Annotated in this window: 18 protein-coding genes; 13 read left to right on the top strand and 5 right to left on the bottom strand. The window is 72.7% G+C overall.

What is annotated here, in order from left to right; translation table 11 throughout:
- The first annotated feature begins 36 nt into the window (after positions 1-36).
- Positions 37-1119 (top strand): NDP-sugar synthase, encoded by a 1083-nt coding sequence (locus tag AB0M39_RS28810; RefSeq protein WP_365368867.1) that lies wholly within the window; start codon positions 37-39, stop codon positions 1117-1119.
- 498 nt (positions 1120-1617) lie between these two features.
- Positions 1618-2631, top strand: coding sequence for a DNA-3-methyladenine glycosylase 2 family protein (locus AB0M39_RS28805; protein WP_365368866.1), 1014 nt, complete (start codon positions 1618-1620; stop codon positions 2629-2631).
- A 45-nt stretch (positions 2632-2676) separates the two neighbouring features.
- On the opposite strand, the gene AB0M39_RS28800 is transcribed toward AB0M39_RS28805, so the two are convergent.
- The 3 genes from AB0M39_RS28800 to AB0M39_RS28790 form a co-directional block, all read right to left on the bottom strand.
- Positions 2677-3954 (bottom strand): coenzyme F420-0:L-glutamate ligase, encoded by a 1278-nt coding sequence (locus AB0M39_RS28800; protein WP_365368865.1) that lies wholly within the window; start codon positions 3952-3954, stop codon positions 2677-2679.
- A 155-nt stretch (positions 3955-4109) separates the two neighbouring features.
- Complete coding sequence (cofD, locus tag AB0M39_RS28795; protein ID WP_365368864.1) at positions 4110-5066, bottom strand: 2-phospho-L-lactate transferase; 957 nt, start codon at positions 5064-5066, stop codon at positions 4110-4112.
- Between the two features lie 116 nt (positions 5067-5182).
- Positions 5183-5683, bottom strand: a complete 501-nt coding sequence (locus tag AB0M39_RS28790; protein WP_365368863.1) for a cysteine dioxygenase family protein — start codon at positions 5681-5683, stop codon at positions 5183-5185.
- 659 nt (positions 5684-6342) lie between these two features.
- Here AB0M39_RS28790 and AB0M39_RS28785 point away from each other — a divergent pair.
- The 4 genes from AB0M39_RS28785 to AB0M39_RS28770 all read left to right on the top strand — a co-directional run bounded on the left by AB0M39_RS28785 (position 6343) and on the right by AB0M39_RS28770 (position 12856).
- Positions 6343-6606, top strand: coding sequence for a WhiB family transcriptional regulator (locus tag AB0M39_RS28785; RefSeq protein ID WP_023541320.1), 264 nt, complete (start codon positions 6343-6345; stop codon positions 6604-6606).
- Positions 6607-7011: 405 nt separating this feature from the next.
- Complete coding sequence (locus AB0M39_RS28780; RefSeq protein WP_365368862.1) at positions 7012-10770, top strand: glycosyltransferase family 2 protein; 3759 nt, start codon at positions 7012-7014, stop codon at positions 10768-10770.
- Complete coding sequence (locus AB0M39_RS28775) at positions 10767-12305, top strand: DUF5719 family protein (RefSeq protein ID WP_365368861.1); 1539 nt, start codon at positions 10767-10769, stop codon at positions 12303-12305. Before AB0M39_RS28780 ends, AB0M39_RS28775 begins: the two co-directional genes overlap by 4 nt.
- Positions 12306-12367: 62 nt before the next feature.
- Positions 12368-12856 carry a GNAT family N-acetyltransferase gene (locus AB0M39_RS28770; protein WP_365368860.1) on the top strand — a complete coding sequence of 163 codons (489 nt, stop codon included), beginning with the start codon at positions 12368-12370 and terminating at the stop codon, positions 12854-12856.
- A 406-nt stretch (positions 12857-13262) separates the two neighbouring features.
- Here the strand turns inward: AB0M39_RS28770 and AB0M39_RS28765 are convergent, their stop codons facing one another.
- Positions 13263-13691 (bottom strand): metallopeptidase family protein, encoded by a 429-nt coding sequence (locus AB0M39_RS28765; RefSeq protein ID WP_365368859.1) that lies wholly within the window; start codon positions 13689-13691, stop codon positions 13263-13265.
- A gap of 285 nt (positions 13692-13976) precedes the next feature.
- Here AB0M39_RS28765 and AB0M39_RS28760 point away from each other — a divergent pair, with 285 nt between their 5' ends.
- From AB0M39_RS28760 to AB0M39_RS28735, 6 genes are all read left to right on the top strand, one after another.
- On the top strand, positions 13977-14405 hold the full coding sequence (locus AB0M39_RS28760; protein ID WP_365368858.1) for a DUF3499 domain-containing protein: 429 nt from the start codon (positions 13977-13979) through the stop codon (positions 14403-14405).
- A 287-nt stretch (positions 14406-14692) separates the two neighbouring features.
- Complete coding sequence (locus AB0M39_RS28755; RefSeq protein ID WP_365368857.1) at positions 14693-16057, top strand: phosphomannomutase/phosphoglucomutase; 1365 nt, start codon at positions 14693-14695, stop codon at positions 16055-16057.
- Between the two features lie 202 nt (positions 16058-16259).
- Positions 16260-16442, top strand: coding sequence for a Trm112 family protein (locus AB0M39_RS28750; protein ID WP_365368856.1), 183 nt, complete (start codon positions 16260-16262; stop codon positions 16440-16442).
- Positions 16443-16622: 180 nt separating this feature from the next.
- Positions 16623-17765: an SIS domain-containing protein gene (locus tag AB0M39_RS28745; protein WP_365368855.1), complete on the top strand. Its 1143-nt coding sequence runs from the start codon at positions 16623-16625 to the stop codon at positions 17763-17765.
- A gap of 113 nt (positions 17766-17878) precedes the next feature.
- Positions 17879-19042 carry a mannose-6-phosphate isomerase, class I gene (manA, locus tag AB0M39_RS28740; RefSeq protein WP_365368854.1) on the top strand — a complete coding sequence of 388 codons (1164 nt, stop codon included), beginning with the start codon at positions 17879-17881 and terminating at the stop codon, positions 19040-19042.
- A 104-nt stretch (positions 19043-19146) separates the two neighbouring features.
- A complete protein-coding gene (locus AB0M39_RS28735) occupies positions 19147-20124 on the top strand; it encodes a cation diffusion facilitator family transporter (protein WP_365368853.1) in 978 nt (325 codons plus the stop codon).
- Between the two features lie 164 nt (positions 20125-20288).
- Here AB0M39_RS28735 and AB0M39_RS28730 read toward each other — a convergent pair whose 3' ends face one another.
- Entirely contained in the window at positions 20289-22511 is a 2223-nt protein-coding gene (locus tag AB0M39_RS28730; protein ID WP_365368852.1) for a fructose-specific PTS transporter subunit EIIC, read from the bottom strand.
- A gap of 365 nt (positions 22512-22876) precedes the next feature.
- Here AB0M39_RS28730 and AB0M39_RS28725 point away from each other — a divergent pair.
- A partial coding sequence (locus tag AB0M39_RS28725) for an adenosylhomocysteinase (protein WP_365368851.1) occupies positions 22877-23676 on the top strand: 800 nt, incomplete at its 3' end.

Below are 23676 nucleotides of genomic sequence, written 5' to 3'. Positions count from 1 at the left end.
ACTGAAGCCGGCCCCAGCAGGAAGCAGAGACGACAGGTGACAGAAGCGATCCTTCTGGTCGGAGGCAAGGGCACCCGGCTGCGTCCCCTCACGGTCAACACGCCGAAGCCCATGGTGCCGGCGGCGGGTGTCCCCTTCCTCACCCACCAGCTGGCGCGCGCACGGGCGGCGGGCGTGGAGCACATCGTGCTGGCGACGTCGTATCTGGCCGAGGTGTTCGAACCGTACTTCGGCGACGGGTCCGCGCTCGGCCTGCACCTGGAGTACGTCACCGAGGAGGAGCCGCTCGGCACGGGCGGCGCCATCCGCAATGTGGCGTCACGGCTGCGGTCAGGCCCGCAGGACCCGGTGCTGATCTTCAACGGGGACATCCTGACGGGCCTCGACATCAAGGCGCTGGTCGCCGTCCACGAGACGTCCGGCGCGGACGTCTCGCTGCACCTGACGAGGGTGGCGGACCCGCGGGCGTACGGCCTGGTCCCGACGGACGCGGACGGGCGGGTGCAGGCGTTCCTGGAGAAGCCCCAGACGCCTGAGGAGATCGTCACCGACCAGATCAACGCGGGGGCGTACGTATTCCGCCGCTCGGTCATCGACGCGATCCCGGCGGGCCGCCCGGTCTCGGTGGAGCGCGAGACCTTCCCCGACCTGCTGGCCTCCGGGGCGCACCTGCAGGGCATGGTCGACTCCACGTACTGGCTGGACCTCGGGACGCCCCAGGCGTTCGTCCGCGGCTCCGCCGACCTGGTCCTGGGCCGCGCCCCCTCCCCGGCGGTCCCCGGCCGCTGCGGCGACCGCCTGATCCTCCCCACGGCCACGGTGGCCCCCGACGCCAAGCTGACGGGCGGCACGGTGATCGGCGAGGGCGCGGTGATTGGCCCGGGCGCCCGCATCGACGCCACGACGGTGCTCCCGGGCGCCCGAGTGGACGAGGGAGCGGTCCTCTCCGCCTCCCTGATCGGCGAGAACGCCCACGTGGGCGCCCGCACGATCCTGTCGGACGTGGTGGTGGGCGACGGCGCGACGGTGGGCGCGGACAACGAACTCCGCGCCGGCGCGAGGGTGTGGTGCGACGCGGTGGTCGCCCCGTCCTCGATCCGCTTCTCCTCGGACGAGTAGCCGGGGACACGATTTCTCGCGGCGCGCGGTCGGTGGTGGCGTGGCGTGCCCTGGTGCCGCGGCCGTGCGCCGCGAAGCTGGCGCGCAGGGGGGCGGGGGCATCAGCCCTCGACTTCCCCCGGGTCGCCCACGGGTCCATGGGGGCGCGTCCGTCGCGCCGCGAAGCTGGCGCTTGGCGGGGTGTGGGGGCGCCAGCCCCCACGACACCTCCCTCCGGGGGTCCGGTGCGGGAGCCGTCGCTCCTTGACTGGACGGGCGCGCCGCAGTGCCGCGGGTATGCGCTCGGTGGCGGCGGGCGTCCCCCGGTGACGCGGCCTTGCGCCGCGTGGTGCCTTCTCGCCACTGGCGCGCGCGTTCCCGCGCCGCGAAGCTGGCGCCCGGCGGGGGTGTGGGGGCGTTAGCCCCCACGACTTCCTCCCCCCCCGTTTCGGGGAGGGGCGGGGTGGGGGAGGCGACAGCGCCTACCCTCATAAGGCAACCCCGACCCCGAGGACCCCCGTGGCAGGCCGCTTCCACCACCGCCCCGCCCCCACCCGCACCACCGTCCGTGGCGGGGAAGTACGTGTGCCCGCCGCCGTCCCCCGGCAGAGCGGCGCCGCACCGCACAGCCGTGAGTGGACTCCCGCCGGGCCTCTCGACCTCGGTCTCGTCCTCGGACCCCTCCGCCGCGGCCCCGCCGACCCCACGTTCCGTACGAGCCCCGACGGCTCCGTGTGGCGCGCCAGCCGTACCCCGGCCGGTCCCGCCAGCCTCCGTGTCCGCGTCAACGCCGCCGACCGAGCCGTGCGCGCCGACGCCTGGGGCCCCGGCGCCGAGTGGGTGCTCGACCGGCTGCCCGAGCTCCTCGGGGACGGCGACGACCCCGCCGCCTTCACCCCCCGCCACCGCCTGCTCGCCGAGTCCCACCGCCGGCGGCCCGGGCTCCGGCTCACCCGTACCGGGCTGGTCCTGGAGTCCCTGATCCCCTCGATCCTGGAGCAGAAGGTCACCACGGACGAGGCCTACCGCGCCTGGCGGCTGCTCGTGCGGAAGTACGGCGAGCCCGCCCCGGGCCCCGCCCCCGACCGTATGAGCGTGATGCCCGACGCCCGGGCCTGGTCGCTCATCCCGTCCTGGGAGTGGCACCGCGCCGGCGTCGACGACAAGCGCGCCGCCACCATCCTGCGCGCCGTCCGCGTCGCCCGGCGTATGGAGGAGGCCGCCGCGATGGAGCCCCAACAGGCCCAGGAGCGACTTGAGTTGATCCCTGGCATCGGCCCGTGGACCTCCGCCGAGACCATCCAGCGCAGCAACGGGGCGCCCGACGCCGTCACCGTCGGAGACGTCCATCTCCCCGGCATCGTCGGCTACGCCCTCGCCGGCGACCGCGACGCCGACGACGCGGCGATGCTCGAACTCCTCGCCCCGTACGCAGGACAGCGTCATCGAGCCGCCCGGCTGATCCTCCTCAGCGGCCGCACCCCACCCCGCCGCAAGCCGAAGATGCCCCGCCACGACATCGGCAAGCTCTGACGGGAGCAAGAGCCGGAGCCGGAGCCGGAGCCGGAACGACGCGCCTCAGCGCACCTCGATGAACGCCGACGCCTCCCGCTCCGGCCTCTCCTTCGGCTCCGCCGCCGCGTGCCCCACCGCGATCGCCCCCATCGGGTCCCACCCCTCGGGCAGGCCCAGCACGTCCCGTACGACATCGCGGCAGAACATCGTCGACGACACCCACGCCGAGCCCAGCCGCTCGCCCGCCAGGGCCACCAGGAAGTTCTGCACGCCCGCGCCCGCCGCGACCACGAACATCTCGCGCTCGGCCGCGTCGCGCCGCTCGTCGCCGTAGTGGTGCGCGCCGTCCATGACCAGGCAGGGCACGACCAGATACGGGGCCCGCCGCAGCACCTCGCCGCGTCTGACCCGCTTGGCGATGGACTCCTCCGACTTGCCGTCCCGCCTGAGGTCCGCGATCCACGCGTCGCGCATCGCGTCCAGCAACTCGGCGCGCGCCGACGCCGATTCGAGCAGTACGAACCGCCACGGCGTGGTGTGATGGGGCGCCGGGGCCGTCACAGCCGCCGCCACCGCCCGCCGCACCGCGCCGCCGTCCACCGGCTCGTCCGTGAACTCCCGGACCGTACGGCGCTGGGCGACCGCCTCCCGGATCGCCTCCGACGTCCCGAGCCGGAACATGTCGTCCGCCCCGACCCGCACGATCGCCCGCGCGCCCTCGTCGACGTCCGCCACCACATGCGGCAGACCGCGTACGACCGCGACCGGAAGCCCCTGGGCCTTGCCCTTCACCAGGTCGCCGGCCGCCGCCAGCTCGTCCGCCGTCGCGACGACCGTCGCGCTCAGCGGATTGCCGTGCGCGTCGGATCCGCCGCGCAGATCGTCCAGCACCCGTACGCCCGCCGCGCCGATCGCGACGTCGGTCAGGCCGTTGCGCCAGGGCCGCCCGAAGGTGTCGGTGACGATCACGCCGACGTCCACGCCGAGCGTCTGACGCAGGCCCTCGCGGATCGCCCGCGCCGAGGCGTCGGGGTCGACGGGCAGCAACAGCACTGTCCCGGCGGGGGTGTTGGAGGCGTCGACGCCGGCGGCGGCCATCACCAGACCCTGCCGGTTCTCGACGATGCGCAGCGGACCGCGCCGCGCGACCACGCGGACGGTCTCCGCGTCTATGGCGGCCTCACGGTCGTCGGCGGCGACGATGCGTCCCTCCGCCTTGCTCACGATCTTGGACGTGACGAGCAGTACGTCGCCGTCGGCGAGGCCCGGCTCGGTGGCGGCGATCAGCTTGGCGACGTCGTCCCCGTCCCGGACCTCCCCGATCCCGGCCAGCGCCCACACCCGGTACGACGGCGTACCGACACCAGCACCGGCACCCGTAGCCGCACCGGCACCCGCCCCCGAGGCTGCACCCGCCCCCGAGGCTGCACCCGCACCCGTGGCCGCACCGGCTCCGGCATCCGCCTCCGAAGCCCCATCCGCCCCCGCCGCCCCGCTCACGCCCGTACCTCGGCCGCCAGGTCCAGCGCCTGTCGCGCCATCTCCGCCGTCGCGTCCACGTCCGTCATCATCAGCGGCACCGCCCGGCAGCGGATGCCCGCCGCCTCGACGTCCGCCACCGCGCCCGCGTCGACCGTGTCGACGAGCCAGCCGTCCAGCAGCCCCGAGCCGTAGTGCCGGGCGACGGCCGCGGCGGTCGCCTCCACGCCCACCGCCGCCAGCACCTTGTCGGCCATGCCCCGCACGGGCGCGTCCCCGACGATGGGGGAGAGGCCGACGACCGGGACGCCCGCGTCGGCGATGGCCTCGCGGATCCCGGGCACCGCCAGGATCGTGCCGACGCTGACGACGGGGTTGGACGGCGGGAAGAGGATCACGTCGGCGGAGGCGATCGCCTCCAGTACTCCGGGCGCCGGCTTGGCCTGGTCCGCGCCGACCGGCACGACGGCCTCCGCGGCCACGGAGGCCCGCAGCTTCACCCAGTACTCCTGGAAGTGGATGACCTTCCGCTCGCCGTCCGTCTCGACGGCGACATGCGTCTCCACCCGGTCGTCGGACATCGGCAGCAGCCGCACGCCGGGATTCCAGCGGGCGCAGAGCGCCTCGGTGACGGCGCTGAGCGGATAGCCCGCGGCGAGCATCTGGGTGCGGACGATGTGGGTGGCGAAGTCCCGGTCGCCGAGGCCGAACCACTCCGGTCCCACGCCGTACGCCGCCAGTTCGCCCTTGACCTGGAACGTCTCGTCCGTACGCCCCCAGCCCTGCTCCTCGTTGATGCCACCGCCGAGGGTGTACATCACGGTGTCGAGGTCGGGGCAGACCTTCAGCCCGAACAGATGGATGTCGTCACCCGTGTTGCCGATCACCGTGACGTCCGCTTCGGGCGCGGCCTGCTTGAGACCGCGGAGGAAACGGGCGCCGCCGATGCCACCGGCCAGAACCACAATGCGCATAAAGACAGTCTGTCAGGCGCAGCCTGATCGTTGAGGGGCGGTGGTCGGGCGACGGGCGGGGCTGTCAGGCGCAGCCTGATCGTTGAGGGGCGGTGGTCGGGCGACGGGCGGGAGTGTCAGGCGCTTACGACATCCCGTCGTGCCGGGGAGCACTGTGCGTGATGCATCGGCATCTCGGTCAGGCCCGGGTAGTAGACGTGCAGGCTGACGGCCGGCTCGAGCGAGTCGTTGACCACTTCGTGCACATAGCCGGGCGCGAACACCCGCTGCGCGCCGGCGGTCAGCGCGCGCGACGTGTCGGCGGTGCGCTCGGTCAACTCGCCTTCCAGAACGGTGAGCACACCGGAGGAGAGCCCGTGGTCGTGCAGCCCGCTGCCCTGCCCGGGGACCCAGGACAGCAGCCACACCTCGTATCCGGGGCCGGTGCGCAGCCGGTGGTACCAGCGGGAGGCGGCGTCGTACTGGACGACGTGCGCCCACTGCGCGCGGTCCTCGGCGAGGGAGCGGGCCAGCCCGACGAAGTCGGCGACGGTGGCCGGGTGCTCGGGGGCGGGCTGGAGGAGGTGCTGTACGGCGAGGATGTCGCCGGCGATCTGGAGGTCGCTGTCGCTGTTCATGGGTGCGGTGGTTCCTCGGCAAACAGATGAGTGCAGTGCTGGGGTGTCGCTGGGGGTCCCCCGGAATGCGGCTGAGCTGGCTGAGCTACATGCGGGGAGAAGCTGGAGCGCTACGGCATCAACAGCTGGAACAGCAACAGCGCGCCTGGACAGCGCTGCGGAACCCACGGAGGGGTGTCGCGAAGAGCGCTGAGGTCGCTGGCATGAAATCAAAGGTGAAGGGAAGAGGCGCCCGCTGTCAACCCAATGCCCGATTTGGCGGCAATGTTTCACCTCATCCGGTTACTGCGTCCGGAGAAAGGTTTGTGCAGCGCTGACCGCGGAGACATGGCGCAGCAACCGCGCCCGTAAACGCAGTCGCGGTCTCGTGATCGGACTGTGATCCGGATCGCTTCACTGGCTCGATCGCAACAAGATCGAACTCTGCGACGTCTTCTCTGGCGAGGGGGGCGCGGAGCAGGCCTCTGGCATGTGTCAGGTTTTTGGTGATTTGAACACTTTCCGCATAGCCTTGGTTCCGCAGAGTGAATACGGGGCTCAATAGCAGATCTCGGCTTGACTGGCCCGGATCCACACACTTGTAATTTCACTCGTGTCGTTCGGCCGAGATCGATGACGGCAACATCACGGGGACGCAAAAAGACAGACGAGGGGCGCACATGACCGAGCTGTTCGAACAACTGCTGGTCGAGGACGCGGACGAGGAACTCGGCTGGCAGGAGCGCGCGTTGTGCGCCCAGACCGATCCCGAGTCCTTCTTCCCCGAGAAGGGCGGTTCCACCCGCGAGGCCAAGAAGGTCTGCCTCGCCTGCGAAGTCCGGTCCGAATGTCTTGAGTACGCCCTCGCGAACGACGAGCGATTCGGCATCTGGGGCGGCTTGTCCGAGCGAGAGCGTCGCCGGCTGAAGAAGGCCGCCGTCTGAACGCCGACCGGATAGCCCAGCTGATACCGGGAGCGCAGCCGGCCCGGACGGTCCTCAAGACCACCACCGCCACCACTGGCGCCAGCACCACCAGAGCCAGCAGTGCCACCAGCACCACAAGTCCATACGTCCCGTACGTGAAACACGGTCCGTCGCCTGCGACCTGAACGCAGCGGCGGACCGTTGTCGTTCCCCGCCGATGTCCCCGTCGCCGCCGGCGCCTGTTCATGCTCCCGCCGCCGGGTCGCCCCCTCGCCCCGCCCCCGCGCCGCGCGAGCCCCCCGCGCGCCCCCGCCCGCGAGACTTCGCGCCACACCCCTTTTCCCTACCGTTAGGGTGGGGCCCCGTCCGAGACGCTCCAACGCCCCTACGGGGCGACCCCCCGGCCGGAGGGCCCGTACCTCAATGTCCGCCACCACAGCCGCGTTTGTTCCCGCACAGCAGCCGGAGTTCCCGCGGCACGTCGTCACCGCCGTGCTCGTCTCCCACGACGGCGCACGCTGGCTCCCCGACGTCCTCGCCGGGCTGCTCGGCCAGGAGCGCCCCGCGCAGAACATCGTCGCCGCCGACACCGGCAGCGCCGACGACTCCGCCCGGCTGGTCGCCCAGGCGCTCGGCGACGACCGCGTACTGCACCTCGCCCGCCGCACCGGATTCGGCGCCGCCGTCGACGAGGCAGCCCGCACCGCGGGCGTCCTCACCCCCGACGACCTGCCGTATCTGAAGCGGCCCAGCGGCTGGGACCCGGTCAGCAGGACCTGGCGCGACGACGCGTACGACCTGCCCGAGCTGCCCCACGGCGAGCCCGTGCAGTGGCTGTGGCTCCTCCACGACGACAGCGCGCCCGAGCCCGGCGCCCTCGCCGAGCTGCTGCGCGTCGCCGACTCCGACGAGCACGCGGCGATCATCGGCCCCAAGCTGCGCGGCTGGTACGACCGCAAGCAGCTCCTCGAGGTCGGCGTCTCCATCGCCAACAGCGGCCGCCGCTGGACCGGGCTCGACCGCCGCGAGCAGGACCAGGGCCAGCACGACCAGACCCGCACCGTCCTGTCCGTCTCCTCCGCCGGCATGCTCGTCCGCCGCGACGTCTTCGACCAGCTCGGCGGCTTCGACCGCCGGCTGCCCCTGATGCGCGACGACGTCGACCTGTGCTGGCGCGCCCACGCCGCCGGCCACCGCGTCGTCGTCGCCCCCGACGCCGTCCTGCGGCACGCCGAGGCCGCCGCCCGCGAGCGCCGCACCGTCGACTGCGCCGGCCGCTCCGTCGCCAACCCGCACCGCGTCGACAAGGCCGGCGCCGTCTACACGCTGCTCGTCAACGCACGCGGCGTCGCCCTCCCGTACGTCTTCGCGCGCATCGTCCTCGGCACCCTGCTGCGCACCCTCGCCTACCTCCTCGGCAAGGCGCCCGGCCAGGCCGTCGACGAGGTCATGGGACTCTTCGGCACCCTCCTGCGGCCCGAGCGGATCTTCGCCGGCCGCCGCAGAAGATCCCAGCGGGCGGTCGAGGCGAGCGAGCTGCGCCCGCTCTTCCCGCCCCCCGGCGCCACCGTCCGGGCCACCGCCGAGCAGATCGCGGCCAGCCTCGGCAGCGGCGCCGAAGCCGACACCGGCGGCTCACGGCACGGCGCGGTCGAGTCGGGACCCGGCGGAGACGACGCCGACTTCCTCGAGATCGAGCAGTTCGCCCGGCTGAAGAAGATCGCCCGCAAGCCGGCGCCCGTGCTCTTCGCCGTACTGCTCCTCGTCTCCGTCGTCGCCTGCCGCAGCCTCTTCGGCGGCGGCGCCCTGGCCGGCGGCGCCCTGCTGCCCGCCCCCGCCGACGTCTCCGACCTCTGGTCGCGCTACGCCGACAGCTGGCACCCCCTCGGCGTCGGCGGCACCCAGACCGCGCCGCCCTACCTGGCCGTCCTGGCGGCTCTGTCCGCCCTGTTCCTCGGCTCCACCGGCTTCGCGCTCACCGTGCTGCTGGTCTGCTCGGTGCCGCTGGCCGGACTCACCGCGTACTTCGCCTCCCGCCCCATCGTCGAGTCCCGGCTGCTGCGGGCGTGGGCGAGCGTCGCGTACGCCTTCCTGCCCGCGGCCACCGGCGCACTGGCGGCCGGCCGGCTCGGCACCGCCGTGCTCGCCGTCCTGCTGCCCCTCATCGCCCGCGCGGCCGTCGCCGCCCACGGCCTGCGCGGCGGCGGCCGCGGGAGCTGGCGCGGCACCTGGGCGTACGCGCTGCTGCTCACCCTCGCCATGGCCTTCACGCCCATCGTGTGGCCCATCGCGGTCGTCCTCGGCATCGGCGTCCTCGCGTTGCGGCGCGACGACATCACGGCCTACGCGCTGCGCTTCCTCGCCGCCGTCGGCACCCCGCTGCTGGTGCTCGCCCCCTGGTCGCTGTCGCTGCTGAGCAGCCCGTCCGCCTTCTTCCGGGAGGCGGGACTCGACTACGGCAACGGCACCGCGTCCGCCCTCGACCTGCTCGGCATGAGCCCCGGCGGCCCCAAGGCCGCCGGCGGGATCCTGCTCATCGGCGTCGTGCTCGCCGCGCTCGCGGCCCTGCTGCGCGAAGAGCGGCAGTTCGCCGTCCGCACCGCCTGGTCCGTCGCCCTCGTCGGGCTGGTCTTCGCGGTCCTGGCCAACGGCTCCGGCTGGGCCGGCCCCGCCACCCTCGTCTACGGCATCGCCCTCCTCGCCGCCGCGGTCCTCGGCGCGGAAGGCGGCCGCACCCGCGTCGCCGCCCAGAACTTCGGCTGGCGGCAGCCCCTCGCCGTCCTCATCGCCCTCGCCGCCGGCCTGGCCCCCGTGCTCGCCGCGGCCAACTGGATGATCAGCGGCGCGGCCGACCCGCTCAAGCGACGCGACCCCGTCCAGGTGCCGGCCTTCGTCGCCGAGGAGAGCGACACCCGCGACCAGCCGCGCACCCTCGTCCTCGGGGGCACGTCCGCCGCCAAGGTGTCGTACACCCTCGTCCGCGGCTCCGGCAGCCGCCTCGGCGACGCCGAGCTCTCCGAGGCGGGCGGCGCCGACCCCCGCCTCGACAAGATCGTCGCGAATCTGGTCGCGGGCTCCGGCGCCGACCAGACCAGCCAGCTCAGCGGCTTCGCCATCCGCTACGTCCTCGTACGCGACGGAGCGCCCCGCCAGACCAGCCGCGTCCTGGACGCCACCCCCGGTCTGAGCCGGCTCAGCCAGCTCGACGGCAGCGCGCTGTGGAGCGTCGACCGCCAGGTCGCTCGGGCGACCATCGTCACCGGCAAGGGCGACCCGCTGCCGGTCGCGGCCGAAGCCGTCGAGGCGCACGCCAAGATCCCGGCCGGCGAGGCCGGACGCGTGCTGCGCATCGCCGACCGCGCCGACGAGGGCTGGCGGGCCACGCTCGACGGCCGGGAGCTGAAGAAGACCACCGTCGACGGCTGGGCCCAGGGCTTCGAGCTCCCCGCCGAGGGCGGCAGGCTGGACCTCGTCTTCGAGGACCCGGCCACGCACACCGCCTGGGTCTGGACGCAGGGCGTGCTCGCGCTCGTCCTGCTCGTCCTCGCGCTCCCGGGCCGCAGGCGCGAGATCGACGACGACCTGCCCGAGGAGGAGGCCCCCGTCCCGGCCCAGCCGGTCGAGGGCGAGGGCCGCAGGGCCCGCCGGCTCCGCGCCCAGGCGGAGGCGGAGGCGGAGGCCGAGACGCCCGCCGAGGGCGAGCCGACGGCCCAGGCGGCCGCGGGCTACCCCGATCCGTACGCCCAGCCCCCCGCCGACCAGCAGCAGCCGTCGTCGTACGCCTCCGTGCCCCAGCAGCAGCAGTACGGCGAGTGGGACGCGCAGGCGTACGCGGACGCGGGGTACACGGCGCCGGCCGCGTACGGCAGCGAGCAGTACCAGGGCGAGCAGTACCAGGGCGGGCAGCAGTACGGCGGCGGCGACCAGTACCAGCAGCAGCCCTACCAGGCCGATCCGTACCAGGCGGACCCGTATCAGGCGGACCGGTACCAGGCCGACCAGTACCAGGCCGCGCCCTACGCGGAGGGTCAGTACCAGGAGGGCCAGTACCAGGAGGGGCAGTACGACCCCTACGGCTACGGCTACGGCGGCGAGACCGAGCAGCAGCAGTCGCAGCAACCGCAGCAGCCCCACCAGCGGCCGAACCACCCCGGCGACACGACGCGAGGCGAGTCAGAGTGAAGCGCACGACCATCTCCCTGATCGCGGTCGCCGCCGCCCTCGCGGCGGTCACCGGGGTCGCCTCCGTCACCGCGCCCGAGGCACCGACGAAGACCGAGGCCAAGGCCCCGGAGCGGATGCCCGTCGAACGCTCAAGCCTGGTCTGCCCCGCGCCCAGCAGCTCCGAGCTCGCCGAGACCGACTACACCTCCTTCACCCCAGCGGGCGCCGCGGGCGAGGCCAAGGAGGGGAGCGCCGAACTGACGGCGTCCGCCGCCGCCTTGGCCGACCCGAAGAAGACCGACGGCAAGAAGACCGACACGAAGACCTCCAAGACCGCCAAGAAGCCGGACCCGGGCAAGCCGCTGCTCGCCCTCAAGGAGCCCGGCAAGCCCGTCGCGGCCAAGGAGTCCGGCGCGGACGCCCCCGCCCTCGTCGGCGCCGCCACCGGCCGGCTCGCGCCCGGCTGGACCGCCCAGCAGACCACCAAGGTCACCGCGGGCGGCGCACGCGGGCTGCTCGGCGTCAGCTGCACCGCGCCCGGCACGGACTTCTGGTTCCCCGGCGCGTCCCTGGCCAAGGAGCGCCAGGACTACGTCCACCTCACCAACCCGGACGACACCGCGGCCGTCGCCGACATCGAGCTGTACGGCAAGGACGGCGCCCTCAAGACCACGCTCAACGACGGCATCCCGGTGCCCGCCGGATCGAGCGTCCCCGTCCTGCTCTCCACGCTGACCTCCGAGCGCGCCGCCGACGTCACCGTGCACGTCACCACCCGCTCCGGCCGCGTGGGCGCGGTCGTCCGCGCCGCCGACGACGCCGTCGGCAGCGACTGGATCGCCGCCTCCGCCGACCCCGCGGGCACCGCCGTGCTCCCCGGCATCCCGGCGGACGCCACATCGGTGCAGCTGGTCGCCTTCGCGCCCGGCGAGGCCGACGCCGACCTGAAGATCCAACTCGCGGGCCCGGGCGGCCGGATCACCCCTGCCGGGCACGAGACGCTGCACGTCAAGTCCGGCATGACCGCGAGCGTCGACCTCGCGGACGTCACCAAGGGCGAGGCCGGGTCCCTGATCCTCAGCCCGTCTCAGGCGGGCCGCGCGACCCCGGTCGTGGCGGGGCTGCGCGTGGTGCGCGGCAAGGGCGACGACAAGGAGGTCGCGTTCATCCCGGCGACCGCGCCGGTGGGGGCGCGCGCCACCGCCGCCGACAACCGCGCCAAGGGCTCGGTCCTCTCGCTGACCGCGCCGGGCGCCGCCGCCCAGGTCAAGGTCACCGCGTCGGCGGGCACGGAAGGCGGCGCGCAGACCGTCAAGACGTTCACGGTCAAGGCGGGCACGACGCTGGCGGTCCCCCCGCCCGTGCCGGACGGGCTGAAGGGCTCGTACGCCCTCACCGTCGAGACCGAGTCGGGCGGCCCGGTGCACGCCTCGCGGACCCTGGAGCTGCCGGAGGACGGCATTCCGATGTTCACGGTCCAGACGCTGCCGGACGACCGGGGAACGGTCGCGGTGCCTCAGGCCGAGCAGGACCTGTCCGTGCTCGACGACTGACCGCCGCGAGAGCCCGCCAGGGCACCCGAACGGGCCTCTGAAGGGGTGCATAGGGTTCGTCCATGCCTGGACTCCAGCTCCTGCGCCCCGACCACGCCCCGGCCCTGCTCGCCTTCGAGCAGGAGAACCGGGCCTACTTCGCCGCGTCGGTCCCCGACCGGGGCGACGCCTACTTCGCCGACTTCGACGCCCGGCACAGCGCCCTGCTAGAGGAGCAGGCCGCCGGGACGTGCTTCTTCCACCTGCTGGTGGGCGACGACGGCGAGGTGCTGGGCCGCGTCAACCTGGTCGACGTGGCGGACAGCGCCGCGGAGATCGGCTTCCGCATCGCCGAGAAGGCAACCGGCAAGGGCCTCGCCACGGCCGCGGTCCGAGAGGCCCTCAAGCTCGCCGCCACCGAATACGGCCTGACGACCCTCCGCGCGTCGGCCGCACTGTCCAACGCGGGCTCGCGCGGGGTGCTGGCACGCACGGGTTTCGCCCCAACCGGCGAGGCAACGCTGGACGACCAGCCCGGCACGACCTACACGCGCAACCTGAGCGACCTCTAGCAAGAACAGCCTCGCGGGCGCTTGAGGCGCGGGCCTACTTCAGCCCTGCCGACGTGCGAGGCGCGGGGCCCATCTTCAGCCTCGTGGGGGTCCCCCCCCGGACGGAGTCTGGGGGAGTTTGAGGCGCGGGCCAATTTCAGCCCCGCCGGCGATTGAGGCGCGCGGTCCGGGGCAGCGCCCCGCAGGCTCCCGCACCCTCCGCACCCTCACGGCCGCCACGCCCCCGCCCCTCCTCCTCGAGGATGGAGGGCCTTAATTTCAGCCCCGCCGGCGATTGAGGCGCGGGGCCCGGGGCGGAGCCCCGCAAGCACCCGCACCCCACCAGGCGCCCGATCGCTCCCTGTCATCCCCCACCCCTCACCAGTCACCCATCGACCCGCAGACGACAGATTTCAGAATCTGTCGATCAATCCTGCCCGTACCGCGGGTCCACCGACTCCGGCGAGAGCCCCAGCAGCTCCGCGACCTGTTCCACGACGACCTCGTGCACCAGCAGTGCCCGCTCGTCGCGATTCTTCGTCCGGATCTCGACGGGGCGCCTATAGATGACGATCCGCGCGGGCCGCTCCTTGCTGGCCGGCGCCGAGCTGCCCAGTGGCACCGACTCGTCCGGCGAGCCCGGCACGTCCAGTACGAGGAAGTCGACCTCCGCCAGCTGCGGCCAGCGCCGTTCCAGCCGCTCCACGGAGTCCTGCACCAGGTCGCGGAAGGACTCGGCGCGGCTGGCGGCCAGCGGAACCTGAGGCGGGGCGACCGGCCCCCGCATGCCGCGGCCGTGGCGGTCGCGTCGGCGGGGCCGCGGCTCGGACGGGCGCGGCGGTACAGGACTGTCCATCACTGACGCAGCGTAACTCTCCCGGGACCCTCCCCGGCGCACGACGATCCGGTGCGCGCACAGGGCGCCACGGCTGTCGTTAGTTGAACATTCCAGCCAAGGTTCGGCCCGATTGGGCAACCCCCTGTGATCGCCGATCTCATAGCGATTGACCTTATTTACCCCAAGTCATGACCGGATCACGGGAGGTCGCCACCAGCGCGCTTCTCTTCCCGTGCAGGTCAGGGCAGTTGCTCCAAGAGCCCCTATGTCGGACGTCACACCACGACACGGGGGAGTGACCTGGTGGAGAGTCGTCGCAGCCCGCTCAAGAGTGCGGTACCGTCCAACGTCGTGAGCCCTGTACGTCGCTGTTCGCGCACCGCGTGCGGCCGCCCTGCCGTCGCGACACTGACGTACGTCTATGCCGACTCGACTGCGGTCCTCGGCCCGCTCGCCACCTACGCCGAGCCCCACTGCTACGACCTGTGCGCCGAGCACAGCGAGCGCCTGACCGCGCCACGCGGCTGGGAGGTCGTGCGGCTGACCGACGGCTCCGCCCCCGCCCGCCCCAGCGGCGACGATCTCGAAGCGCTCGCCAACGCGGTGCGCGAGGCCGCACGGCCCCAGGGTCGTACGGCCGAGGCCGGGGCGCCGGGCAGCCGCCGGACGGCGGACCCCATGGAGGTCGCGCGCCGCGGCCATCTGCGGGTCCTGCGCTCACCGGACTCCTGAAAACGTCCCAACGCCCGACGTCACCCTCGACGCCCGAGTCCGACGCCCGACGTCAGACCCCCGACACACGCCCCCGAGCCGCCCCGCCCCCGCGGCTGACCGCGCGCCCGCCCAACTCTCCACCTCTGCCCCCGCGTTGACCGATCCCGTGACCTCCGCGGCCCGAAGCGGCCACGACGCCACAGAGCACCGCGCGAGTGGGCTGGATGCCGCTCTGGCGTCGGCGGGTAGTTTGAGGTGACCGCAGAGGCTTGCAGAGCCTTGTGGAGACTTCGGAGGGATGGGCCGTGGCTGCTGATCTGTCGCAGATCGTGAAGGCGTACGACGTACGCGGGGTAGTGCCGGATCAGTGGGACGAGGCGCTGGCGGAGCTGTTCGGCGCCGCCTTCGTCCAGGTGACGGATGCTTCGGCGATCGTCGTCGGCCATGACATGCGGCCTTCGTCGCCCGGACTGTCCGGGGCGTTCGCGCGCGGCGCGGCGGCCCGCGGCGCCGACGTCACGCTCATCGGGCTCTGCTCGACGGACCAGCTGTACTTCGCCTCGGGGAGCCTGGGGCTGCCGGGCGCGATGTTCACCGCCTCGCACAACCCGGCCCAGTACAACGGCATCAAGATGTGCCGCGCGGGCGCCGCGCCGGTCGGCCAGGACACGGGCCTGTCCGACATCCGCGCGCTCGTCGAGCAGTGGTCGGCCTCCGGCGCGCCGGCGCCGGCCGCCACGCCCGGCACGATCAGCGAGCGGGACACCCTGGAGGAGTACGCCGCGCATCTGCTGTCGCTGGTCGACCTCTCCGCGCTGCGTCCGCTGAAGGTCGTCGTGGACGCCGGCAACGGCATGGGAGGCCACACGGTCCCCACCGTCTTCGCATCCCTGCCGGTCACCCTCGTGCCGATGTACTTCGAGCTCGACGGCACCTTCCCCAATCACGAGGCGAACCCGCTGGACCCGGCGAACATCGTCGACCTCCAGGAGCGCGTCCGCGCCGAGGGGGCCGACCTCGGCCTCGCCTTCGACGGCGACGCCGACCGCTGCTTCGTCGTCGACGAGCGCGGCCAGGGCATCTCGCCGTCGGCGATCACCGCGCTGGTCGCCGCCCGCGAGCTGGCCAAGCACCCCGGCGGCACGGTGATCCACAACCTGATCACCTCCTGGTCGGTGCCGGAGGTCGTGCGCGAGAACGGCGGCACGGCGGTCCGCACCCGCGTCGGGCACTCCTTCATCAAGGAGGAGATGGCCACCACCGGAGCGATCTTCGGCGGCGAGCACTCCGCGCACTACTACTTCCGCGACTTCTGGAACGCCGACACGGGCATGCTGGCCGCCCTGCACGTCCTCGCCGCGCTCGGCGGCCAGGACGGGCCGCTGTCCGAGCTGGTCGCGCAGTACGACCGGTACGCCGGCTCCGGCGAGATCAACTCCACCGTCGACGACCAGACGGCCCGCATGGCTGCGGTGAAGGCGGCGTACGGCTCCCACGACGACCTCGCCGTCGACGAGCTGGACGGCCTGACGGTGACGGCGGCCGACTGGTGGTTCAACCTGCGCGCCTCGAACACCGAGCCGCTGCTGCGCCTGAACGTGGAGGCGCGGGACGAGGCGACGATGGCCAAGGTCCGCGACGAGGTGCTGACGCTGGTGCGCGCGTCCTGACGGCGTACCTGCCGTCGTTCTGAGGCGCCCTGAGGCGCCCTGAGGGGGTGGGGCTGGGGTGCGCGTCTCCCATAGACGCCTCCCAGCCCACACGCCACCCGTACACCCGCCCTCGCACCCCGCCCAGAACGAGCCGCACACCATCCCTCGGCGGTAGGCTGACGTGGCTCTATACCGCACGTGTTTGAAGGGACGTTCCCATATGCCGCTCGAAGCCGGCCTTCTGCAGATCCTCGCCTGCCCCGCCTGCCGCGCACCGCTCGAGGACCGCACGGCAGCCGAGACCCCCGAGCTGATCTGCACCGGCGAGGACTGCGGCCTGGCCTACCCGGTACGGGACTCGATTCCCGTCCTGCTCGTCGACGAGGCACGCCGCCCCGCCTAAGCCGTACGGGAACGGGAACGAGACCCGGAACGGAAACGGGAACGAGAACCGCGCACCACCCGCACACGCACCACCCGCACCCGCACCACCCGCACCACCTCACAACCGAACACCGGCACCAGGCATCAGGCATCAGGCACCACGCACCCGCACGCGTACGGCGATCGGAGGCCCACCCCCATGCTGGACGAGTCGCTCCTCGACGATCCGGACGCCTTGGCCCGTGCCGATCGGCGAGGACTCCTCCGAGGCGCCGCAGAGGCAGGGGCGCGCGTACGCACCGCGGCTCGACACGCCTCCGAGGCGGGCATCGCCGAGCTCAAGCCCGAGGGCCGCCCCCGCGCCGTCCTCGTCGCCGGACCGGGCCATGCCGCGACCGGGGTCGCCGACTTGATCACCGCGCTCGCCGGCGCCGCCGCCCCGGTCACCCGACTGCATCCCACCGGAGTCGCCCCCGCCGCAGGCGCCCTGCGCTGGGCGCTGCCCGGCTGGGCGGGCTCCGTGGACCTCCTGCTCATCGCCACCACCGACGGCACCGAGCCCGGCCTCGCCCTCCTCGCCGAGCAGGCGTACCGCCGGGGCTGCACCGTCGTCGCCGTGGCCCCGCAGCGCTCCCCGCTCTCCGAGGCCGTCGACGGCGCCCACGGCATGGTCGTCCCGATGGCCGCCGCCCCGCACGAGACGTACGAGGAGGAGACGCAGGCCGCCAGCCCCGGCGCGCTATGGGCGCTGTTCACGCCGCTCGTCGCCCTCCTGGACCGGGTCGGCCTGCTCGAGGCCCCGCCGGAGACCCTCGCCCAGGTCGCCGACCGCCTCGACGCCACCGCCGAGCGCTGCGGCCCGGCCATCGCCACGTACAGCAACCCGGCCAAGACGCTCGCCGCCGAGCTCGCCGACAGCCTCCCGCTGATCTGGACGGAGGGCGCGGGCGCCGGCCCGGTCGGCCGTCGCTTCGCCGCCGTGCTCGCCGAGCTGGCCGGCCGCCCCGCCCTGGCCGCCGAGCTCCCCGAGGCGCTGCCCGCGCACGGCGTGCTCCTGGTGGGCGACTTCGCGGCCGGAGCCGACCCCGAGGACTTCTTCCGCGACCGGGTCGAGGAGCAGCAGGCGCTGCGCGCCCGTGTCGTCCTGCTACGCGACCGCCCGGCCGGCGGCCTGACCGCCGCGCCCGCCGCGCGCGAGCTGGCGCTGAGCCACGACACCCCCATCAGCGAGCTCGAACCGGCGGAGGGCGGCGATCTGGAGTCGATCGCCGAGCTGCTCGCCGTCACCGACTTCGCGGCCGTGTACCTGGCGCTGGCGGGCTCGGACGCCCCTCACCCGTAACCCGGAAGCCTCCCGCTCGTCACCCGACCGCACTTGGCTGAGCCGTCCGCACGTCACACACCGCACTCCGCACTCGCCCGAAGCCAGTGCCCCCGCTCGCAAGGAACGACACCATGGATCGCCTCGCCAACACCGTGCGCCCCTACGCCTGGGGCTCCACGACCGCCATCCCGGAGCTGCTGGGCGTCGCCCCGTCCGGCGAGCCGCAGGCGGAGATGTGGATGGGCGCCCACCCCGGAGCCCCCTCGGTCACCGGGCGCGGCCCGCTCAACCGCGTCATCGACGCCGATCCCGTACGGGAGCTGGGCGCCGCCGCAGCCGAGAAGTTCGGCCCGCGCCTGCCCTTCCTCCTCAAGCTGCTCGCCGCCGGCGCGCCCCTCTCCCTCCAGGTCCACCCGGACCTCGCGCAGGCGAAGGAGGGCTTCGCGGCCGAGGAGAGCGCGGGCGTCCCGATCGACGCCCCGCACCGCAACTACAAGGACGCCAACCACAAGCCCGAACTGGTCTGCGCGCTCACGCCCTTCGACGGCCTGTGCGGCTTCCGCCCGCCCGTCGAGGCGGCCGACTTCATCGCCGGCCTGAACGTCGACTCGCTCAAGCCGTACGTCGACCTGCTGCACGCGCACCCCGAAGAGGCCGCGCTGCGCGAGGTCCTGACCGCGGTGCTCAGCGCGGACCCCGAGGAGATGGCGGCCACCGTCGCCGAGACCGCGGCCGCCGCCGAGCATCTGGGCGGCGCGTACGCCCCGTACGCCTCGATCGCCCACCACTTCCCCGGCGACCCGGGCGTCATCGCCGCGATGCTGCTCAACTACGTCCAACTGCAGCCCGGCGAAGCCCTGTTCCTCGGCGCCGGCGTCCCGCACGCGTATCTCAACGGCCTCGCCGTCGAGATCATGGCCAACTCCGACAACGTGCTGCGCTGCGGACTCACCCCCAAGCACGTCGACGTCCCCGAACTCCTGCGCGTCGTCCGCTTCGAGGCGACCGACCCGGGCGTGCTGCGCCCCGAGGCGTCGCCCTCGGGCGAGGAGGTCTACGACACCCCCATCGACGAATTCCGGCTCTCCCGCCATGTCCTGGCCCCGGGCGCCGCGCCGCGCGACCTCACCGCCGCCACCCCGCAGATCCTGCTCTGCACGGCGGGCGGCGTCGCGGTCGGCGATCTGACCCTGGCTCCGGGGGAGTCGGCGTTCGTCCCGGCAGGCGACAAGGCGGAGATCTCGGGCGCCGACGGAGGTTCCGGAACGCTCTTCCGCGCCACTGTGGTGGTCTGACGCAGAGCCCCCTGCGGGTGCTGCAACAATGGCGCACCGCAAAGACCGGGCAAAGCCCGGCGGCGACCGACAGCACCGTCCGTACGAAGGGACACCCGGCACACATGAGCGCGTCAGGCGGAACCAAGGCGATCGTGGCGGCACTCGCCGCCAACCTCGCAATCGCGGTGGCGAAGTTCGTCGCGTTCCTGTTCAGCGGCTCGTCGTCGATGCTCGCCGAGAGCGTCCACTCGCTGGCGGACTCGGGCAACCAGGGCCTGCTGCTCCTCGGCGGCAAGAAGGCCCAGCGCGAGGCGACCCCGCAGCACCCCTTCGGCTACGGGCGCGAGCGCTATATCTACGCCTTCCTCGTCTCCATCGTGCTCTTCTCGGTCGGCGGCATGTTCGCCGTCTACGAGGGCTACGAGAAGATCAAGGACCCGCACGAGATCGAGGCCTGGTACTGGCCGATCGGCGTCCTCGTCTTCGCGATCATCGCCGAGACCTTCTCCTTCCGTACCGCGATCAAGGAGTCGAACGAGATCCGCGGCAACCTCACCTGGACGCAGTTCGTCCGCCGCGCCAAGGCCCCCGAGCTCCCGGTCGTCCTCCTGGAGGACCTCGGCGCCCTGGTCGGTCTGTTCCTGGCGCTCGGCGGCGTTGGTCTGGCGCTGGCCACCGGCAACGGCGTCTGGGACGGCATCGGCACCCTCTGCATCGGCGTGCTGCTCATCCTGATCGCCGTGGTGCTCGCGGCCGAGACGAAGTCCCTGCTCCTCGGCGAGGCGGCGGGCACGGAGGACGTCGAGAAGATCAAGGCTGCGATGGTGGACGGCGAGACGGTCACCCGCGTCATCCACATGCGCACGCTCCACCTCGGCCCGGAGGAGCTGCTGGTGGCCGCCAAGATCGCGGTCCAGCACGACGAGACGGCGACCGAGGTCGCCAACGCGATCAACGCCGCCGAGGACCGCATCCGCGCGGCCGTCCCGATCGCGCGTGTGATCTACCTGGAGCCGGACATCTACAGCGAGGCGGCGGCGGAGTCGGGCGTGAACCCGGCCAAGTCGCCCGGCGGCCCGACCCCGACCCCGGCTCACTGACGGGTCGTACGTCGTCGTCGCGTAGTACGTCGTCGAGCACTACGTCGCGTACGACGTGGACGTGATGCGGAAGGCCCCCCGCCGCTGGGCGGGGGGCCTTCCGCATGCTCGCTTACTGCCGGGTGCCGGGTGCTGCTGAGCGGCTTCGGGCTTCCGGCCTCCGGTCAGCGGATCTCGCGGAGCGCCTCGAGGATCGCGCTCTCGTCGGGCGCGGCCGACAGCCGCTCCCGGAAGCCGGCGTCCATGAGCTTGCGGGACAGGAGCGCCAGAATCCGCAGATGCTCGTCGCCCGCGGCCGCCTCCGGCACCGTGATCATGAAGATCAGCCTGGCCTTCGTACCGTCCAGCGACCCCCACTCCACGCCCTCCGCCGACCGCGCGAACCCGACGATCGGCGAGGTCACCGCATCGGTCTTGGCGTGCGGTACGGCGATCTCCTCGCCGAGCCCGGTGGTCCCCTGCTCCTCGCGGGCGAACGCGGCCGCCACGAGCCCCTCCGGATCGGCGACCTTGCCGGTGGCGGCGAGCATCGAGGCCATCTCGCGGATGGCGGCGTCCTTGTCGTCGGCGGCGAGCTGGACCTTGACGGTCTGCGCGGTCAGATACCCGGACAGCACCTCGCCGTCGGCTTCGGCCTCCGTTTCCACCGTGGCTGTCGCTGTCGCCGTCGCTGCTGGCGCGGCCTCCGCCTCCGCTGCCGCCTCTGGTTCCGCGTTCGCCTCGGCAGCCGTCGGCGCGGAAGCGGCCACGGCCTCGCTCACGACCGCCTGCGTCCTCTCCGGCGCCGCCTGCGCCCTCTCCCCGGCCTGAACGGGAACGCCCCCGGCCCCCGCCCCGACCCCCGCGAGCACCGGTGCCGGCGTCAACGCGCCGACCCCGGCGCCGCCGCCCGGAGCCGCCGCTCCCCGGTTCTTCCGCTCCTTGAGGTCGATGAGTGCGTTGGTGGCGACCGCGGTGACGACCGTGCCGATCGCGACCGCCAGGAAGAACATCGGCACACCGCCGACCGCGCCGAGCACCGCCACGATCGGCCCGCCGTGCGGCACCGCGTCCTCGACGCCCGCCATGCCCGCTACGGCGCCGGCGACCGCGCCGCCGAGCATGTTCGCCGGAATGACCTGCGCGGGCCGGGCCGCCGCGAACGGAATCGCGCCCTCCGAGATCCCGAACATCCCCATGAACAGCGAGGCCATGCCGGTCTCCCGCTCCTGCTCCGAGTAGAGCCGTCGCCGGATCAGCGTCGCGAGCCCCTGCCCGAGCGGCATGACGGGAATCGCGGCGGCGCACATGCCCATGACGGTCAGGTTCCCGGTCGCGATGAGCCCCGCGCCGAACAGGAACGCCGTCTTGTTCACCGGCCCGCCCATGTCGAACGCGATCATCAGCCCCAGAATTGCGCCCAACAGAATCGCGCTGGTCCCGGTCATCCCGCCGAGCCAGTCGGTGAGGTGCGTGAAGACCCAGGCGATCGGCTTGCCGATGACGTAGATGAAGAAGAGCCCCAGAGCCGTCGTCGCGACGATCGGGATCACGATGATCGGCATGATCGGCTGTACGAACTTCGGGACCTTGACCCTCTTGATCCACAGCACCAGATACCCGGCGAGGAACCCGGTCACGATCGCCCCGATGAAGCCCGCGCCCGCCTCGGAGTCGTACAGCGCTCCGGTGTTGGCGATCCAGCCGCCGATCATGCCGGGCACCAGCGCGGGCCGGTCGCCGATCGCGTAGGCGATATAGCCGGAGAGGATCGGCACCATCAGCGTGAAGCCGATGACGCCGATGTTGTTGACGTCCATCCAGAAGGAGTCCTTCGGGATGACCAGCCCCTCGGGCGTGGTGTGGCCGCCGAGCGCCAGCGATATCGCGATCAGCAGCCCGCCGACCACGACGAACGGAATCATGTACGAGACCCCGTTCATCAGCGCCTTGTACGCGACGCTGCGCTCCTTGCCGCCTGCTCCGCCCCCGCCGCCTGCTCCGGCCCCGCCTCCGCCTCCGCCGCCGCTCGCGCCGAGGCCGCCCGCCGAACCGCCCGCGCCGCCCGCCTCCTGCACCGGCGCGCTCTGCACCAGCTCGATCAGCCGCTCCGGTTGGTGCACGCCCTCGGCGACACCGGCGACCAGCACCCTCTTCCCGACGAACCGACTGCGGTCGACGTCCTTGTCGGCGGCGATGATGACGCCGTCCGCGTCATTGACATCGTTGTCAGAGAGTACGTTCTCGGCGCCTATGGAGCCTTGAGTCTCCACCTTGATCTCGACGCCGAGCGCCTCTGCCGCCTGCGCCAGCTTCTCCGCCGCCATATAGGTGTGGGCGATGCCGGTCGGACAAGCCGTCACCGCGAGCAGCCTCAACTTCCGCTGCCCAGTTCCCGGACTGGTCACGTGGTTCTCCTAACGCTTCGTGGCGCAGATCGCCGTGCACATGTTCGCGATCCAGCAGCATCGTGCATCACGCCTCGACGACGCCAAAAGCCCCAGGAGGCAGACCGTTCCATACCTCCCAACCCGGCTTTCGGCCGGAACCGGGCCGCAGACGGGCTGGGGTCCACTGCGCCGATCGGTGTAGATTCGTGACCAGAGCCAGACGTCGCTGCTGATGGCGGTCGGGCGGTCCGCGCCTGTGGACCGACCGAGGGAGAGAGGGCCTCCGACGGACTGCACTGCGAACGCCCGGGCATTCGTATGCCCTCGACCGCCGCAGAGTCAGCCGTAACCACCCTCGACCCACACCACGAGGAGCAGTTCGCATGTCGACTGTCGCCACCGGTCAGGACTTCAAGGTCGCCGACCTCTCCCTCGCCGCCTTCGGGCGCAAGGAGATCACCCTCGCCGAGCACGAGATGCCCGGCCTGATGTCGATCCGCAAGGAGTACGCCGAGGCCCAGCCGCTGGCCGGCGCGCGTATCACCGGCTCGCTGCACATGACCGTGCAGACCGCCGTCCTGATCGAGACGCTCGCCGCCCTCGGCGCCGAGGTCCGCTGGGCGTCCTGCAACATCTTCTCCACCCAGGACCACGCGGCCGCCGCCATCGCGGTCGGCCCGAACGGCACGCCGGACAACCCCCAGGGCATCCCGGTCTTCGCCTGGAAGGGCGAGACGCTGGAGGAGTACTGGTGGTGCACGGAGCAGGCGCTGACCTGGCCGAACACCCCCACCGGCGGCCCGAACATGATCCTCGACGACGGTGGCGACGCCACCCTCCTCGTCCACAAGGGCGTGGAGTTCGAGAAGGCCGGCGCCGCCCCGGACCCCGAGACCGCGGACAGCGAGGAGTACGGCTACATCCTGCGCCTGCTCAACCGCACCCTCGGCGAGAGCCCGCAGAAGTGGACCCAGCTGGCGTCCGAGATCCGCGGTGTGACCGAGGAGACGACGACGGGTGTGCACCGTCTGTACGAGATGCAGCGTGAGGGGACGCTGCTGTTCCCGGCGATCAATGTGAACGACGCCGTGACGAAGTCGAAGTTCGACAACAAGTACGGCTGCCGGCACTCGCTGGTGGACGGGATCAACCGGGCGACCGATGTGCTGATCGGCGGCAAGGT

Source organism: Streptomyces sp. NPDC051907, assembly GCF_040681075.1.
Classification (GTDB): domain Bacteria; phylum Actinomycetota; class Actinomycetes; order Streptomycetales; family Streptomycetaceae; genus Streptomyces.
Note: the sequence above shows the minus strand (reverse complement) of the source record. Positions and strands in the feature narration are given on the sequence as shown.